Genomic DNA, 14936 nt, shown 5'->3' with positions numbered 1-14936 from the left:
GGGCGACGCGGTGTGAGTGTTCACACACCGCGCGCGACGGGGCGCTCGCCCCGTACGAAGGTGCCGTTCTTCCAGTGCCAGGAGACATGCTCCTCCTGGTCGGGGCAGCAGCTCGGCACACCGGGGCCCGAGTAGCCGAGCAGGGTCGCCAGCACGATTCCGTCGCGTATCGCGAAGTCGGGGCCGACGCTCTGCTTCTCCCCCGGGTCCACGAGCGTCGCCACGACGCGGGGTTCGCCGCCCGCGCCCGTCAGTACGTAGACACCGCTGGGCGGGGTGCCGGAACCGGCTTCGCAGCGGACCACGGCCACGGTCTCCGGGACGCCGTCACCGTCGAGGTCCCCGTACGCCTTCTTCGTCACGACCGTGCCCGCTCCGCCGCACTCCAGCGGGAAGTCCACCGCCGCCGGATCGGGGGCGGGCGGCGCGGCCCGGCCGGGAGCGGCGGCCCGTACCTGGAGGTCGCCCGACTGGGAAGCGGTGGCGGCGCCGGGCTGCGACAGACTCGTCAGGGCCACGACACCGGCCATCGCGGTGGCGGTCGCGAGCCAGTGGATCGGCCGGGGCCGGGCATGCGCGAGGTCCGGAACGTCGGGGATCTGCACGCGGAGCGTCTCCTGTGAAGGCGGTGCCGACGGGTTTGATCGGGGGTGGAGGGAGACAGCATCGTGCCACACGTCACAGTGGGGCGGAACACTGGGGTCCGTAACAACCACGGTGCGTAGGGCCAACATAAGGAAGCCGCCGTCGAGTTCCCCCGGGACCGGGGGAACTCGACGGCGGCGACGGTGTGTTGGCGGCCGGGCCGGTCAGCGGGCCGCGCCTCCGCTGGCGCTGCCGGGACCGTCGTAGTCGTCGCCGTACGAGCCCTTGGAGGGGCGGCGGCGGCGCAACGGGGGCTCGACACCGTCCGCGAGGCGGCGGGCGGTCACCAGGAAGCCGGTGTGGCCGATCATCCGGTGGTCGGGGCGTACGGCCAGACCTTCGACGTGCCAGTTGCGGACCATCGACTCCCAGGCGGCCGGCTCGTTGAACGTGCCGAACTCCCGGATCGTCTCGACGGTGCGGGACAGCTGCGTGGTCGTCGCGACGTAGGCGCAGAGGATGCCGCCGGGCACGAGCGCCTTGGAGACGGCCTCGACGCACTCCCAGGGGGCGAGCATGTCGAGGATCACCCGGTCGACGTCCGTGTCCGACAGATTGTCCTGAAGGTCACCGACCGTCAGTTCCCAGGCGGGGTGCGGCTCGCCGAAGTAGCGCTCGACGTTCTGCCGGGCGATGTCGGCGAAGTCCTGGCGGCGCTCGTAGGAGTGCAGCATGCCCTGGTCGCCGATGACGCGCAGCAGGAAGCTGCTGAGCGAGCCGGAGCCGACACCGGCCTCGACGACACGGGCGCCGGGGAAGATGTCGGCGAAGGCCAGGATCTGGCCGGCGTCCTTCGGGTAGACCACCGCGGCTCCGCGGGGCATGGACAGGACATAGTCGGGGAGCAGGGGGCGCAGCGCGAGATAGGCGACGTTTCCCGTGGTACGGACAACACTGCCCTCGGGAGCACCGATCAGCTCGTCGTGCGGGAAGGACCCTTTATGGGTGTGGAAGTTCTTCCCGGCTTCGAGCGTGAACGTGTAGTGGCGTCCCTTGGGGTCGGTGAGCTGGACCTGGTCCCCGACCTTGAAGGGGCCGCGACGTCGGGCGGCACCGGTCGGTTCGGACATACGGTCAGCTTAACGCGTCTTTTTGAGGGCTCGGTTCGCCTCCGGGGTCACTGCGGGCGGGCCATCGCCGAGACGAAGGCGCGCTCCACGTCCGCCGTCGAGAGGACCCCGTAGATCTCCCCCGTCTCCTCCAGCACCAGGTACTCGGTGGCGGGGCTGGCCCTGAGCCGTTCCAGCAGCGCTTCGCCCGCGAGTTCCGCGGGCACCTTCATACCGTCCGTGAGGTCCTGGGCGAGGCCGCTGACGGCGACCCAGGGGCGGCGGTGCTGCGGGACCCCGACGATCGCGGACTCCCTGACGAGGGCCATCGGCTCGCCCTGGCCGTCCACGACCACCAGGGCGCGGGCGCCGGCCTCGTTGGCGCGGCGCAGGGCTTCGGAGAGCGGGGTGGCGGCCTCGACCGGGACGGCGCGCCGGGTGAGGGCGCGGGCCTGGAGTTCGGGGAGGTGCTCGCGGAGCCTGGCCATCCGGAGGCTGTTGCCCGCGCCGGTCCAGATGATCGCGGCGAGGATGGCGGCGAGGAGCGCGTCGGTGACGGTCTCCATGCCGCTGACGTCCCGCGTGGAGGAGGAGAGCGCGCTCGTACGGGTGAGCAGCGGGAGGCCGATCAGTACGGTGACGGCCAGCGCCCTGCCGACCCAGGCGGCGGCGACGGTGCCGCTCATGGGCTTGCCGGTGATCTTCCAGACCACGGCACGCAGCATCCGTCCGCCGTCGAGCGGCAGGCCGGGCAGCAGGTTGAAGGCCGCGACGATCAGGTTGGAGACCATCAGCCCCGCGAGCAGGACTCCGGGGACGGTACCCGGCTCGACGGTCAGCATGCAGAGGTAGAAGACGCCGGAGAGCACCAGCGAGAGCAGCGGTCCGACGAAGGCGAGGATGAACTCGCGGCCCGGTGTCTCGGTCTCCTTCTCGATCTCGGAGACGCCGCCGAAGAACTGGAGCTGAATGCGGCGCACGGGCAGTTTGAAGCGCAGGGCCGCGACCGTGTGCGCGAGTTCGTGCACGAGTACGGAGGCGTAGAAGGCGACGGCGAAGAACAGCGCCACCAGGTACCGCAGGTTGCCGAGCTCGGGAAGGACCCGGTCGAGTTGGCCGCCGAAGATCCAGGTGATGAGCGCGGCCACCACGAACCAGCTGGGGGCGACGTAGACGGGCACTCCGAAGGGGCGGCCCATGAGAATGCCACCGCCGGGATCTTCGCGGCGCTTCGGCTTACCGCCGGGGCCCGATTCCCCCTTGCCGGGCTGCGGCAGGTCGTTCTTGCCGCCCTCGTCGTCCTCTTTCACGGGTTCCCTTCGTCGGCAGGGTCGCTCGCTCGATCATGCGGTGCGAGAGGCTCCGTAGTCGATGGTATTCGTCTCGCTGTCAGTGTCGGGTCGTAGGGTCTGCGTCATGAGTACGAGCCTGCCGCCCTCCTCGCTGTCTCCGTCGCGCGCGAACGACTTCATGCAGTGCCCGCTGCTGTACCGCTTCCGGGTGATCGACAAGCTGCCGGAGAAGCCGAGCGAGGCGGCGACGCGCGGCACCCTGGTGCACGCGGTGCTGGAGCGCCTCTTCGACGCCCCGGCGGCCGAGCGCACCGCGCCGCGCGCCAAGGCGCTGGTGCCCGGCCAGTGGGACCGGCTCCTCAAGGCCAGGCCGGAGCTGTCGGAGCTGTTCGCGCAGGACGAGGAGGGCGAGCGGCTGGCGCGCTGGCTGGCGGAGGCGGAGCAGCTGGTCGAGCGGTGGTTCTCGCTGGAGGATCCGACCCGTCTGGAGCCGGCTGAGCGCGAGCTCTTCCTGGAGACGGAGCTGGATTCGGGGCTGCGGCTGCGCGGGGTGATCGACCGGGTCGACGTGGCCCCCACCGGCGAGGTGCGGATCGTCGACTACAAGACGGGAAAGGCCCCCCGTCCGGAGTACGCGGAGGGCGCGCGGTTCCAGATGACGTTCTACGCCCTGGTGGTGCGGCGGCTGAAGGGGGTGCTGCCGCGCCGCCTCCAGCTGGTGTACCTGGGCAGCGGCGAGGTCGTGACGTACGACCCGGTGGAGGCGGATCTCGACCGGGTGGAGCGCAAGCTGCTGGCGCTGTGGGAGGCGATCGAGCGGGCCACCGCGACCGGCGACTGGCAGCCCCGGCGCACCAAGCTGTGCGGCTGGTGCGACCACCGGGCGGTGTGTCCGGAATTCGGGGGTACGCCGCCGGTGTACCCGCTGAGTGTGCAGCGGCCGGAGGGCGTGGACGAGCCTGCGGGCGTACCGGAGAGCGTGTAGACGCCGCCCCGGGGAGCCGCGGGGCGGTCAGGCAGAATGGGCCGGGTCTAGTGCCCCTCCCGGCAAGGAGTCTCCTGTGACTGTCCGCGTCCTACTGGTCGACGACCAGCCGCTGCTGCGCACCGGATTCCGGATGATCCTGGAGGCGGAGCAGGACATCGCGGTCGTCGGCGAGGCCGGGGACGGTCTCCAGGCGATCGACCAGGTGCGCGCGCTCCAGCCAGACGTGGTGCTGATGGACATCCGGATGCCCCGGATGGACGGGGTCGAGGCGACGCGCCAGATCACCGGTCCCGGCCGGGACGGCCCGGCGAAGGTGCTGGTGCTGACGACCTTCGACCTCGACGAGTACGTGGTGGAGGCGCTGCGCGCGGGTGCCAGCGGCTTTCTGCTCAAGGACGCGCCCGCCAATGAGCTGGTGCAGGCCATCCGGGTGGTCGCGGCGGGCGAGGCGATGCTCGCGCCGAGCATCACGCGCCGGCTGCTCGACAAGTACGCGGATCATCTGCCGTCCGGCGAGGAGCCGCTGCCCGACACCCTGCACACGCTGACCGACCGCGAGGTCGAGGTGCTGAAGCTGGTGGCCCGCGGGCTGTCCAACGCCGAGATCGCGGCGGACCTGTTCGTCAGCGAGACGACGGTGAAGACGCACGTGGGCCATGTGCTGACGAAGCTGAGTCTGCGCGACCGGGTGCAGGCGGCGGTGTACGCGTACGAGAGCGGGCTGGTGCGCCCGGGCGCCCAGTAGGGCGCGCGTCTGTTCGGCGCGTGGGCGGCGCGGGCGCGGGGCGGGTACGGCGAAGGGCTGCCGGGGAGGTTCCCGGCAGCCCTTCGCGGTGTCCGACGACGGATCAGGAAGTGGCGGAGCCCCTGCGCAGCTCCCACAGGTGCAGCTCGGCGGAGGAGTTGACCGCCCACTCCACCCCGCCGATCTCGGTGCTCGACGCGACGTACTGCTTGCCCTGCCAGAGCGGCAGGAAGGGGACGTCCTCGGCGACGATGTCCTGGATCTCGCCGAAGGTCTTCGTGGCGGCGCTGCGGTCGGCTTCCTTGCGCGACTGCGGCAGCAGATCCTTGCGCAGCCTGGGGTTGTCGTACGGGCTGGAGAGGAAGTTGCCCTTGTCCAGGAAGGAGGAGCTATAGGTGTCCGGGTCCGGGAAGTCGGGGAACCAGCCCATGCCGTAGGCCGCGTACTCCCGCTTGACCTCCTTGGGGCGGAAGACCGACCACTCGGTGCCCTTGATCGTGATGTCGAAGAGCTTGCTGCCGTTGAGCTGGTCCCGGAGGGTCTCGAACTCCTTGGCCGTCGCAGAACCGTAGTGGTCGGTGGTGTAGTTCAGCGTGAGCTTCACCGGGGTGGTGATGCCCGCCTCTTGGAGCAGGCTCGCCGCCTTGGCCGGGTCGCCGTCGCCGTACTTGTTGAAGAACGGGTTGGTGTGCGTGGCGATGCTCGACGGGATGAGCGAGTAGAGCGGCTCGGCCATGCCGGCGTACACCTTGTTGATCAGCTGGCCGCGGTCGATGGTGTACGCCATCGCCTGGCGTACCGCCTTCTCCTTGACCGTCGGCGCCTCGGTGTCGAATCCGAGGTAGCGGATCTCCAGGCCGGGCATCTCGGTGAGCTGGATGTCGTCCTTGGGCTCCTCGATCAGCTGGCGCACCTGTTCGGGGGACATCGCGCGGGTCATCACGTCGATGTCGCCGCTCTCCAGGGCCTCGCCCATGGAGTCGGCGTCCTTGTAGGGACGGATCTCGACCTTGTCGTTCTGGGGCTTGACGGCGCCCTTGTAGTTCGGGTTCTTGGTGAAGACGGCCTTGACGACGGCGTCGTCCTTCAGCTCGGTCTTCATCGTGTACGGGCCCGAGCCGGTCAGGTCGAACCCGGTGCGGAACTTCTTCGCCGGGTAGTCCTTCGCGCTGAGGATGCCGGCCGGCGGGGTCGTCAGCTTGTACGGGAAGGTCGCGTCCGAGGACTTCAGATGGAAGATGATCCTGGAGTCGCCGTCGGTCTCCATGGTGTCGATGGTGTTCACGAGAGCGGCGATACCGCTGGGGTCATCGATGTCCAGGACCCGCTGGATGGAGTACTTGACGTCCTCGGCGGTGACGGGGTCTCCGTTGGAGAACTTGAGCCCCTCGCGCAGGGTGCAGCGGTAGCTCTCGTTCGCCCGGTCGGTGAACGAGCACTCGGAGGCGGCGTCGGGCATCGGCTTGCCACCACCGCGCGGGATGTACATCAGGTTCTGGACGACTTGGCGCAGCACGTTCCAGGTACCGGCGTCGTAGGCGAAGGCCGGGTCCAGAGGGGCGGGGGCATCCTTGGTGGCGATGTACTGGTCCGTGGTCCCCACGACAATGGCATCACCGCCGGAGCCACCGTCCGAGTCACCGCAACCGGCGAGCACGGGCGCAAGCAGGCCGATCACGACCGGCAGCACCAAAGTCTTGCGGTTCATCCTGGACGTACTCCCTCATCCGGCACTGAGATACGGCGGTGTTAGGAGACTCCGCCGCGTTACCCGGTCGGGGCAGTGCGATCGGGCCGGGATCCAGGGCGATCGGTCCTGTGTACATGGCGACTTGGGTGGCCGTCGGGACACGTCGTTGATGCGGCGAAGTACTCGCCACGAGATTAGTCGGAGGCACCGGGAATGCCGGAACGGGCCCGATCTGAAACGTAATCACACAGTGATCGACAATAGCGGCCAGTGAATATGCCAGCGCTGGAATGTTTCGTACACGCCTCCACCAATACGGACACAAGGGCACAGGAAGTGGCGCCCGAGGCGGCCATGGATCAGCCCCGCACGCCGCTGTCGACGAGAGAACAGGTGATAAAGGTCACTCACCCAGCATTTCGGCGCGGCTGCGATTGGCCCGACGGGACGGGCCGCGGCGTCACGGAAAATATCCGCGCCAATGCGATGCGTTCCCTTCCCGTATTCCGGCGCGACGCTCAGTGTGCGCGTCGGTCCATTTGCGTCATCAGATCGCGCAGGAATACCAGGTCGATGTCTTCGAGCGATCCCACGACGGTGCGGCCGGGCGCGGGGGCGATGGCGGCGACGGACGGTACGGCGACGACGGGGCAGCCCGCGGCCTCGGCGGCGGCCACTCCGGTGGCGGTGTCCTCGATGACGACGCACCGCGCCGGATCGGCGTTCAGCCCGCGCGCGGCGACGAGATACGGGTCCGGATGCGGCTTGGTTCGGGCAACCTCGTCGCCCGCTACGGTCAGCGCGAAGTTCTTCGGGCCCAGCGAGATCAGCACGCGGTCGATGATGCGCCGGTGCGAGGCGGAGACCAGTGCGGTGGGGACCTCGTGCGCGGCCAGCTCGGCGAGCAGGCGCTGAGCGCCCGGCATCAGCGGCACCCCGAGCCCGATGCGCTGCTCGAAGGTCTCGTTGAGGAGCACCGTCAGCTCGGCGAGGGGGATGGTGGCGCCGGTCGACTCGATGAGGAAGCCGGCGCTGCGGGTCATGGGCCCGCCGACCACCACATCGCGCCAGGACTCGTCGAGGACGTGACCGAGGGCCTTGAAGACCTCGACCTCCGCGTCCCACCAGAATCCCTCGCTGTCGACGAGTGTGCCGTCCATGTCGAGCAGAACACCCTGAAGGGCGGACCCTTCGGCCGTACGGGTCAAGGACGCGGGGACCGTACTGGTCATCCGGCACACCTCCATGGGGGACGAGAAGGCCGGTCACCTCTCCCGCGGGCTCTCCCCGCCGGGACAGGCGACCGGCCTGCACTGGACCGATAAGTGTACGACTCGTCCGCCGCGCGCGCCGCCCGGATTCCACCGGGGCGGCGGGCCGGCCCGGCGCGCGGCGGCGTACCCGGCTCAGCGCGCGTTGAAGTACTTCGCCTCGGGGTGGTGGATGACGATGGCGTCGGTGGACTGCTCGGGGTGGAGCTGGAACTCCTCGGAGAGCTGGACGCCGATGCGCTCGGGCTCCAGCAGCTCGGCGATCTTGGCGCGGTCCTCCAGGTCGGGGCAGGCGCCGTAACCGAGCGAGAAGCGCGCTCCCCGGTACTTGAGCGCGAACATGTCCTCGACCTCGGCCGGGTCCTCGCCCGCGAAGCCCAGCTCGGTGCGGACCCGGGCGTGCCAGTACTCGGCGAGCGCCTCGGCGAGCTGCACGGAGAGCCCGTGCAGTTCGAGGTAGTCGCGGTAGGCGTTGGCCTCGAACAGCTCCGCGGTCGCCCCGCCGATCTTCGAGCCGACGGTGACGACCTGGAGGCCGACGACATCGGTCTCGCCGGACTCCTCCGGGCGGAAGAAGTCCGCCAGGCAGAGCCGGCGGCCGCGGCGCTGGCGCGGGAAGGTGAAGCGGGTGCGCTCGGAGCCGTCGTCGTTCAGCAGGATCAGGTCGTCGCCCTTGGACACACAGGGGAAGTATCCGTAGACGACGGCCGCCTCCAGCATGTTCTGGGTGTGCATCTTCTCCAGCCAGCCGCGCAGATGGGGCCGGCCCTCGCTCTCCACCAGCTCCTCGTAGCTGGGGCCGCCCTTGCGGGACTCCTTCAGCCCCCACTGGCCCTTGAAGAGGGCGCCCTCGTCGAGCCAGGAGGCGTACTCCTTGAGCTGGATGCCCTTGACGACGCGGGTGCCCCAGAACGGCGGCTCGGGGACGGGGTTGTCCACCGCGACGTCCGAGCGGACGGCGCCCTCCTCGGGGCGCTCCTCCACCACGGTGCTGGGCACGGCCTTGACCCGGCGCTGCTTCAGGTCGGGGAGCACGGCGCCGGGGACGCCGCGCTTGACGGCGATCAGGGCGTCCATCAGGCGCAGGCCCTCGAACGCGTCGCGCGCGTAGCGGACTTCGCCCTCGTAGATCTCATGGAGATCCTGTTCGACGTAGGCCCTGGTCAGCGCGGCGCCGCCGAGGATCACCGGGTAGTCGGCGGCCATCCGGCGCTGGTTCAGCTCCTGGAGGTTCTCCTTCATGATCACCGTGGACTTGACCAGCAGACCGGACATGCCGATGACATCGGCCCGGTGCTCCTCGGCCGCCTCCAGGATCGCGGCGACGGGCTGCTTGATGCCGAGGTTGACCACGTTGTAGCCGTTGTTGGAGAGGATGATGTCGACGAGGTTCTTGCCGATGTCGTGGACATCGCCGCGGACGGTGGCGAGCACGATGGTGCCCTTGCCGTCGTCGTCGGTCTTCTCCATGTGCGGTTCCAGATACGCGACCGCGGTCTTCATGACCTCGGCCGACTGGAGGACGAACGGCAGCTGCATCTGGCCGGAGCCGAACAGTTCACCGACGACCTTCATGCCCTCCAGCAGCGTGTCGTTGACGATCTCGAGCGCGGGCCGGAGGGCGAGCGCCTCGTCGAGGTCGGCCTCCAGGCCGTTCTTCTCGCCGTCGATGATCCGGCGCTGAAGGCGCTCGTCCAGCGGCAGCGCGAGGAGTTCCTCGGCCCGGCCGTCCTTCATCGACTTGGTGTTGACGCCCTCGAACAGCTCCATCAGCTTCTGGAGCGGGTCGTACCCCTCGGCGCGCCGGTCGTAGATCAGGTCGTGGGCGGCCTTGACCTGCTCCTCCTCCAGCCGCGCGATCGGCAGGATCTTCGAGGCGTGCACGATCGCGGAGTCCAGCCCGGCCTTGACGCACTCGTCCAGGAAGACCGAGTTGAGGACGATACGGGCCGCCGGGTTCAGCCCGAACGAGATGTTCGACAGGCCCAGCGTGGTCTGGACTTCGGGGTGGCGGCGCTTGAGCTCGCGGATCGCCCCGATGGTGGCGATGCCGTCACCCCGGGACTCCTCCTGACCGGTGCAGATGGTGAAGGTGAGGCAGTCGATGAGGATGTCCGACTCGTGCACCCCCCACGTGGTGGTGAGGTCGGTGATCAGCCGCTCGGCGATGGCGACCTTGTGTTCGACGGTACGGGCCTGGCCCTCCTCGTCGATGGTGAGCGCGATCAGCGCGGCGCCGTGCTCGACGGCCAGCTCGGTGACCTTGGTGAAGCGCGACTCGGGTCCGTCGCCGTCCTCGTAGTTGACGGAGTTGATGACGGCCCGGCCGCCGAGCTTCTCCAGTCCGGCGCGCAGGACGGGCAGCTCGGTGGAGTCGAGCACGATCGGCAGCGTGGAGGCGGTGGCGAACCGGCCCGCCAGTTCGGCCATGTCGGCGACGCCGTCCCGGCCGACGTAGTCGACGCAGAGGTCCAGCAGGTGGGCGCCCTCGCGGATCTGGTCGCGGGCCATCTCCACACAGTCGTCCCAGCGGCCCGCCAGCATGGCTTCCCGGAACTTCTTCGAACCGTTGGCGTTGGTCCGCTCGCCGATCGCGAGATACGAGGTGTCCTGCCGGAACGGCACGGTCTGGTAGAGGGAGGCGGCGCCCGGCTCGGGGTGCGGGGTGCGCTCGGTCAGGGCCTTGCCCCTGACGCGCTCGACGACCTGGCGCAGGTGCTCCGGGGTCGTGCCGCAGCAGCCGCCCACCAGCGACAGACCGTATTCGCGTACGAAGGTCTCCTGCGCTTCGGCCAGCTCACCGGCGGACAGCGGGTAGTGCGCCCCGTCCTTGCCGAGCACGGGCAGGCCCGCGTTGGGCATGCAGGAGAGCGGGATACGGGAGTGGCGGGCGAGATAGCGCAGGTGCTCGCTCATCTCGGCGGGGCCGGTGGCGCAGTTGAGGCCGATCATGTCGATACCGAGCGGCTCCAGGGCGGTGAGGGCCGCGCCGATCTCCGAGCCGAGGAGCATCGTGCCGGTCGTCTCCACCGTGACGGAGCAGATGATCGGGAGGTTCAGTCCGGAGCTCTCCAGGGCCCGGCGGGCGCCGAGGACGGCGGCCTTGGTCTGGAGCAGGTCCTGGGTGGTCTCGACCAGCAGGGCGTCGGCGCCGCCGGCGATCATGCCCTCGGCGTTCTGCTGGTAGGCGTCGCGCAGGGTCACGTAGGGGGCGTGGCCCAGGGTCGGCAGCTTGGTGCCGGGACCCATCGAACCGAGCACCCAGCGCTGCTGTCCGGTGGAGGCGGTGAACTCGTCGGCGACCTCGCGGGCGATCCGGGCGCCCGCCTCGGCCAGCTCGTGGACACGCTCGGGGATGTCGTACTCCGCCAGCGCGGCGTAGTTCGTGCCGAAGGTGTTGGTCTCCACGCAGTCGACGCCGACGGCGAAGTACTCCTGGTGGACGGAGCGGACGATGTCCGGGCGGGTCACGTTGAGGATCTCGTTGCAGCCTTCCAGATCCTGGAAGTCCTCCATCGTCGGATCCTGGGCCTGGAGCATCGTTCCCATGGCGCCGTCGGCCACCACCACACGGGTGGCGAGTGCCTCGCGGAGGGCGTCGATACGGGTCCGGCTGTCGGTGGAGGGGGTCGGCGACGAGGCCATGAAAGTACTCCCGGGGCTGCGACGGCTGTCGGCTTTGCGCCCACCGGTGGCAGGCGCACCCGGCCAGCGTAGCCGGGACGGGCGCGGTCCGGTGCGGTGTCCCAGCGTGCGGACGGCATCCTGTGCACGGGAATCTCCCGGGCGCGCGGTCTTGACAGACCCTCTCCATGAGGAGAAAAGGTCGGCATCGACCGATAGTGTTCAGCATTGTCGAACGTAGTGGAGGTCCGGGTCCGATGGCGAAGAACATCCAGTCGCTGGAACGGGCGGCGGCCATGCTCCGACTGCTCGCGGGCGGCGAGCGCCGGCTCGGCCTGTCCGAGATCGCCTCCTCGGTGGGGCTGGCCAAGGGAACCGCGCACGGCATCCTGCGCACCCTCCAGGCCGAGGGCTTCGTCGAGCAGGACGCCGCCTCCGGGCGCTACCAGCTGGGGGCGGAGCTGCTGCGACTGGGGAACAGCTACCTGGACGTGCACGAGCTGCGCGCCAGGGCGCTCGTCTGGACCGACGACCTGGCCCGCTCCAGCGGCGAGAGCGTCCATCTGGGCGTCGTCCACCAGCAGGGCGTACTGATCGTCCACCATGTCTTCCGCCCGGACGACAGCCGCCAGGTCCTGGAGGTCGGCGCCATGCAGCCGATGCACTCGACCGCGCTGGGAAAGGTGCTGTCGGCGTACGACCCGGTGGCGCACAGCGAGGCGGTGGAGGGCGAGCGCGAGGCGTTCACCGCGCGCACCATCACCGCTCTGGCCGAGTTCGAGTCGGTGCTCGACCTGACCAGGGCGCGCGGCTGGGCCGCGGACGTCGAGGAGACCTGGGAGGGGGTGGCCGCGGTGGCCGCGCCCATCCACGACCGGCGGCGGATGCCGGTGGGGGCCATCGCCATCACCGGAGCGGTGGAACGGCTCTGCCCCTCGGGCGAACTGCGGCCCGAGCTGGTGGCCGCCGTACGCGAGTGCGCGCGGGCCGTGTCCCGGGACATCGGCGCCGGGCGCTTTTGAGCGGTATGCCCGATCATCGGTATTGATCGAGGTTTCGACCACCGAACTCTTGACGGAGGGTCGCCCCAAGGACAAAACTGCCGTTCAACGGTCGGCATTGTCGAACACTTGCCGGTAATACGAGTTAGTGTGTGACAACGCCATGGGCCGGCATCGCCCTCCCCATGAGGGCGCGGACCATCTGGTGCGAACCGGAGGTTTGTCCTCCCCCCTGGACGAAGGAGTCTCGGGTGTCCAACTTCGACATCTTCATAGGCGAGGTCACAGGTACCGCCCTGTTGATCCTGCTCGGTGGCGGCGTAGTCGCCGGGGTTGTTCTCAAGCGTTCCAAGGCCCAGAACGCGGGATGGCTGGCCATCAGCTTCGGCTGGGGCTTCGCCGTCATGGTCGGTGCCTATCTGTCGGCACCGCTCTCGGGGGCCCATCTGAACCCGGCCGTCACCCTCGGTCTCGCGATCGAGGGCGGCACCAAGTGGAGCGATGTCCCTCTCTACATCGGCTCCCAGCTGCTGGGAGCGATGATCGGTGCTTTCCTGGTCTGGGTGGCCTACCAGGGACAGTTCAAGGCGCATCTCACCGACCCGGAGATCGTGGCCTCGCAGCCGCGGGTCGAGGGGATGGTCGACCAGAAGTCGGCTCCCGCGGCGGGGCCCGTCCTCGGCATCTTCTCCACGGGACCCGAGGTCCGGAACGTGGCGCAGAACCTGCTCACGGAGGTCATCGCGACCTTCGTGCTGGTCATCGCGATCCTCACGCAGGGGCTCAACGACAAGGGCAACGGTCTCGGCGTGCTGGGGGTGCTGATCACCGCGTTCGTCGTGGTCAGCATCGGTCTGTCGCTGGGCGGCCCGACCGGTTACGCCATCAACCCCGCCCGTGACCTGGGACCGCGCATCGTCCACGCGCTGCTCCCGCTGCCCAACAAGGGCGGCTCCGACTGGAGCTACGCCTGGATACCCGTGGTGGCCCCGCTGATCGGCGGCGCGCTGGCCGGCGGCTACTACAACTGGGTCCTGACGTAATTCCCCCTCCCCTTCGCACCGAGCAGGAGCAGACACCGTGAGCGACGCAACCACCACCGGCACCTCCTCCCACGGGACGGGCCCGTTCATCGCGGCCATCGACCAGGGCACCACATCGAGCCGCTGCATCGTCTTCGACCGGGACGGCCGCATCGTCGCCGTCGACCAGAAGGAGCACGAACAGATCTTTCCCAAGCCCGGCTGGGTGGAACACAACGCCACCGAGATCTGGACGAACGTCCAGGAAGTCGTGGCCCGCGCGATCGAGAAGGCGGGCATCACGTCCGCCGACGTCAAGGCGATCGGCATCACCAACCAGCGCGAGACCACGCTCCTGTGGGACAAGAACACCGGCGAGCCCGTCCACAACGCCATCGTCTGGCAGGACACCCGTACCGACGCGCTCTGCCGGGAGCTGGGCCGCAACGTGGGCCAGGACCGCTTCCGCCGCGAGACGGGCCTGCCGCTGGCCAGCTACTTCGCCGGCCCCAAGGCCCGCTGGCTGCTGGACAACGTGGCGGGGCTGCGCGAGCGCGCCGAGCGCGGCGACATCCTCTTCGGCACGATGGACTCCTGGGTCATCTGGAATCTGACCGGCGGGACCGACGGCGGGGTGCACGTCACCGACGTCACCAACGCCTCGCGCACCATGCTGATGAACCTGCACAACCTCCAGTGGGACCAGAAGATCCTGGACTCCATGCAGGTCCCGGCCGCTATGCTGCCCGAGATCCGCTCCTCCGCCGAGGTGTACGGGCACGCCAAGGGCGGCGTGCTGGACGGCATCCCGGTCGCCTCGGCGCTCGGCGACCAGCAGGCGGCCCTCTTCGGCCAGACCTGTTTCGCCGAGGGCGAGGCCAAGTCCACGTACGGCACCGGCACCTTCATGCTGATGAACACCGCCGACAAGCCCGTCAACTCGTACAACGGGCTGCTGACCACGGTCGGCTACCGGATCGGCGACGAGCCGGCGGTGTACGCGCTGGAGGGATCCATCGCCGTCACCGGATCGCTGGTGCAGTGGATGCGCGACCAGATGGGCCTGATCAAGTCGGCGGCCGAGATCGAGACGCTGGCGTCCTCGGTCGAGGACAACGGCGGCGCGTACTTCGTACCCGCCTTCTCCGGTCTCTTCGCGCCGCACTGGCGCCCCGACGCCCGGGGTGTCATCGCCGGTCTGACCGGCTACGTCACCAAGGCGCACATCGCCCGCGCGGTGCTGGAGGCCACGGCCTGGCAGACCCGCGAGATCAGCGACGCGATGACCAAGGACTCCGGCGTCGAACTGACCGCGCTCAAGGTCGACGGCGGAATGACCTCCAACAACCTGCTGATGCAGACGCTCTCCGATGTCCTGGACGCGCCCGTGGTGCGTCCGATGGTCGCGGAGACGACCTGTCTCGGCGCCGCCTACGCCGCAGGACTGGCCGTGGGCTTCTGGCCGGACACCGACGCCCTGCGCGCCAACTGGCGCCGGGCCGCCGAGTGGACGCCCCGGATGGACGCGGCCGTACGCGACCGCGAGTACAAGAACTGGCTCAAGGCCGTCGAGCGGACCATGGGCTGGCTCGACAACGAAGACAGTTGA

Annotated in this window: 11 protein-coding genes; 5 read left to right on the top strand and 6 right to left on the bottom strand. The window is 69.4% G+C overall.

Going from position 1 to position 14936, the window contains the following annotated elements; genetic code table 11:
• Nucleotides 1-20: 20 nt before the first annotated feature.
• From OG627_RS28870 to OG627_RS28860, 3 genes are all read right to left on the bottom strand, one after another.
• On the bottom strand, nt 21-605 hold the full coding sequence (locus OG627_RS28870) for a hypothetical protein (RefSeq protein ID WP_329070009.1): 585 nt from the start codon (nt 603-605) through the stop codon (nt 21-23).
• Nucleotides 606-809: 204 nt separating this feature from the next.
• A complete protein-coding gene (locus tag OG627_RS28865; RefSeq protein WP_329070007.1) occupies nt 810-1715 on the bottom strand; it encodes a tRNA (adenine-N1)-methyltransferase in 906 nt (301 codons plus the stop codon).
• A gap of 47 nt (nt 1716-1762) precedes the next feature.
• The gene (locus tag OG627_RS28860; protein WP_329070005.1) at nt 1763-3004 is read right to left on the bottom strand and encodes a site-2 protease family protein; all 1242 of its coding nucleotides are present in this window, start codon (nt 3002-3004) and stop codon (nt 1763-1765) included.
• A 61-nt stretch (nt 3005-3065) separates the two neighbouring features.
• On the opposite strand from OG627_RS28860, the gene OG627_RS28855 reads away from it, so the two are divergent.
• Nucleotides 3066-3971, top strand: a complete 906-nt coding sequence (locus OG627_RS28855) for a RecB family exonuclease (protein WP_329070003.1) — start codon at nt 3066-3068, stop codon at nt 3969-3971.
• A gap of 76 nt (nt 3972-4047) precedes the next feature.
• Nucleotides 4048-4719, top strand: coding sequence for a response regulator transcription factor (locus tag OG627_RS28850; protein ID WP_329070001.1), 672 nt, complete (start codon nt 4048-4050; stop codon nt 4717-4719).
• A gap of 103 nt (nt 4720-4822) precedes the next feature.
• Here OG627_RS28850 and OG627_RS28845 read toward each other — a convergent pair whose 3' ends face one another.
• The 3 genes from OG627_RS28845 to metH all read right to left on the bottom strand — a co-directional run bounded on the left by OG627_RS28845 (nt 4823) and on the right by metH (nt 11325).
• The gene (locus OG627_RS28845) at nt 4823-6427 is read right to left on the bottom strand and encodes an ABC transporter substrate-binding protein (protein WP_329069999.1); all 1605 of its coding nucleotides are present in this window, start codon (nt 6425-6427) and stop codon (nt 4823-4825) included.
• Between the two features lie 500 nt (nt 6428-6927).
• Complete coding sequence (locus tag OG627_RS28840; protein WP_329069996.1) at nt 6928-7641, bottom strand: HAD family hydrolase; 714 nt, start codon at nt 7639-7641, stop codon at nt 6928-6930.
• Nucleotides 7642-7815: 174 nt separating this feature from the next.
• Entirely contained in the window at nt 7816-11325 is a 3510-nt protein-coding gene (gene metH, locus OG627_RS28835) for a methionine synthase (RefSeq protein WP_329069994.1), read from the bottom strand.
• A 236-nt stretch (nt 11326-11561) separates the two neighbouring features.
• Between metH and OG627_RS28830 the strand changes: the two genes are divergently transcribed.
• The 3 genes from OG627_RS28830 to glpK all read left to right on the top strand — a co-directional run bounded on the left by OG627_RS28830 (nt 11562) and on the right by glpK (nt 14936).
• Entirely contained in the window at nt 11562-12326 is a 765-nt protein-coding gene (locus OG627_RS28830; RefSeq protein WP_329069992.1) for an IclR family transcriptional regulator, read from the top strand.
• Between the two features lie 230 nt (nt 12327-12556).
• Entirely contained in the window at nt 12557-13348 is a 792-nt protein-coding gene (locus OG627_RS28825; protein WP_329069990.1) for an MIP/aquaporin family protein, read from the top strand.
• A gap of 37 nt (nt 13349-13385) precedes the next feature.
• The gene (glpK, locus tag OG627_RS28820) at nt 13386-14936 is read left to right on the top strand and encodes a glycerol kinase GlpK (protein WP_329069988.1); all 1551 of its coding nucleotides are present in this window, start codon (nt 13386-13388) and stop codon (nt 14934-14936) included.

It is taken from the genome of Streptomyces sp. NBC_01429, assembly GCF_036231945.1.
Classification (GTDB): Bacteria; Actinomycetota; Actinomycetes; order Streptomycetales; family Streptomycetaceae; genus Streptomyces.
Note: the sequence above shows the minus strand (reverse complement) of the source record. Positions and strands in the feature narration are given on the sequence as shown.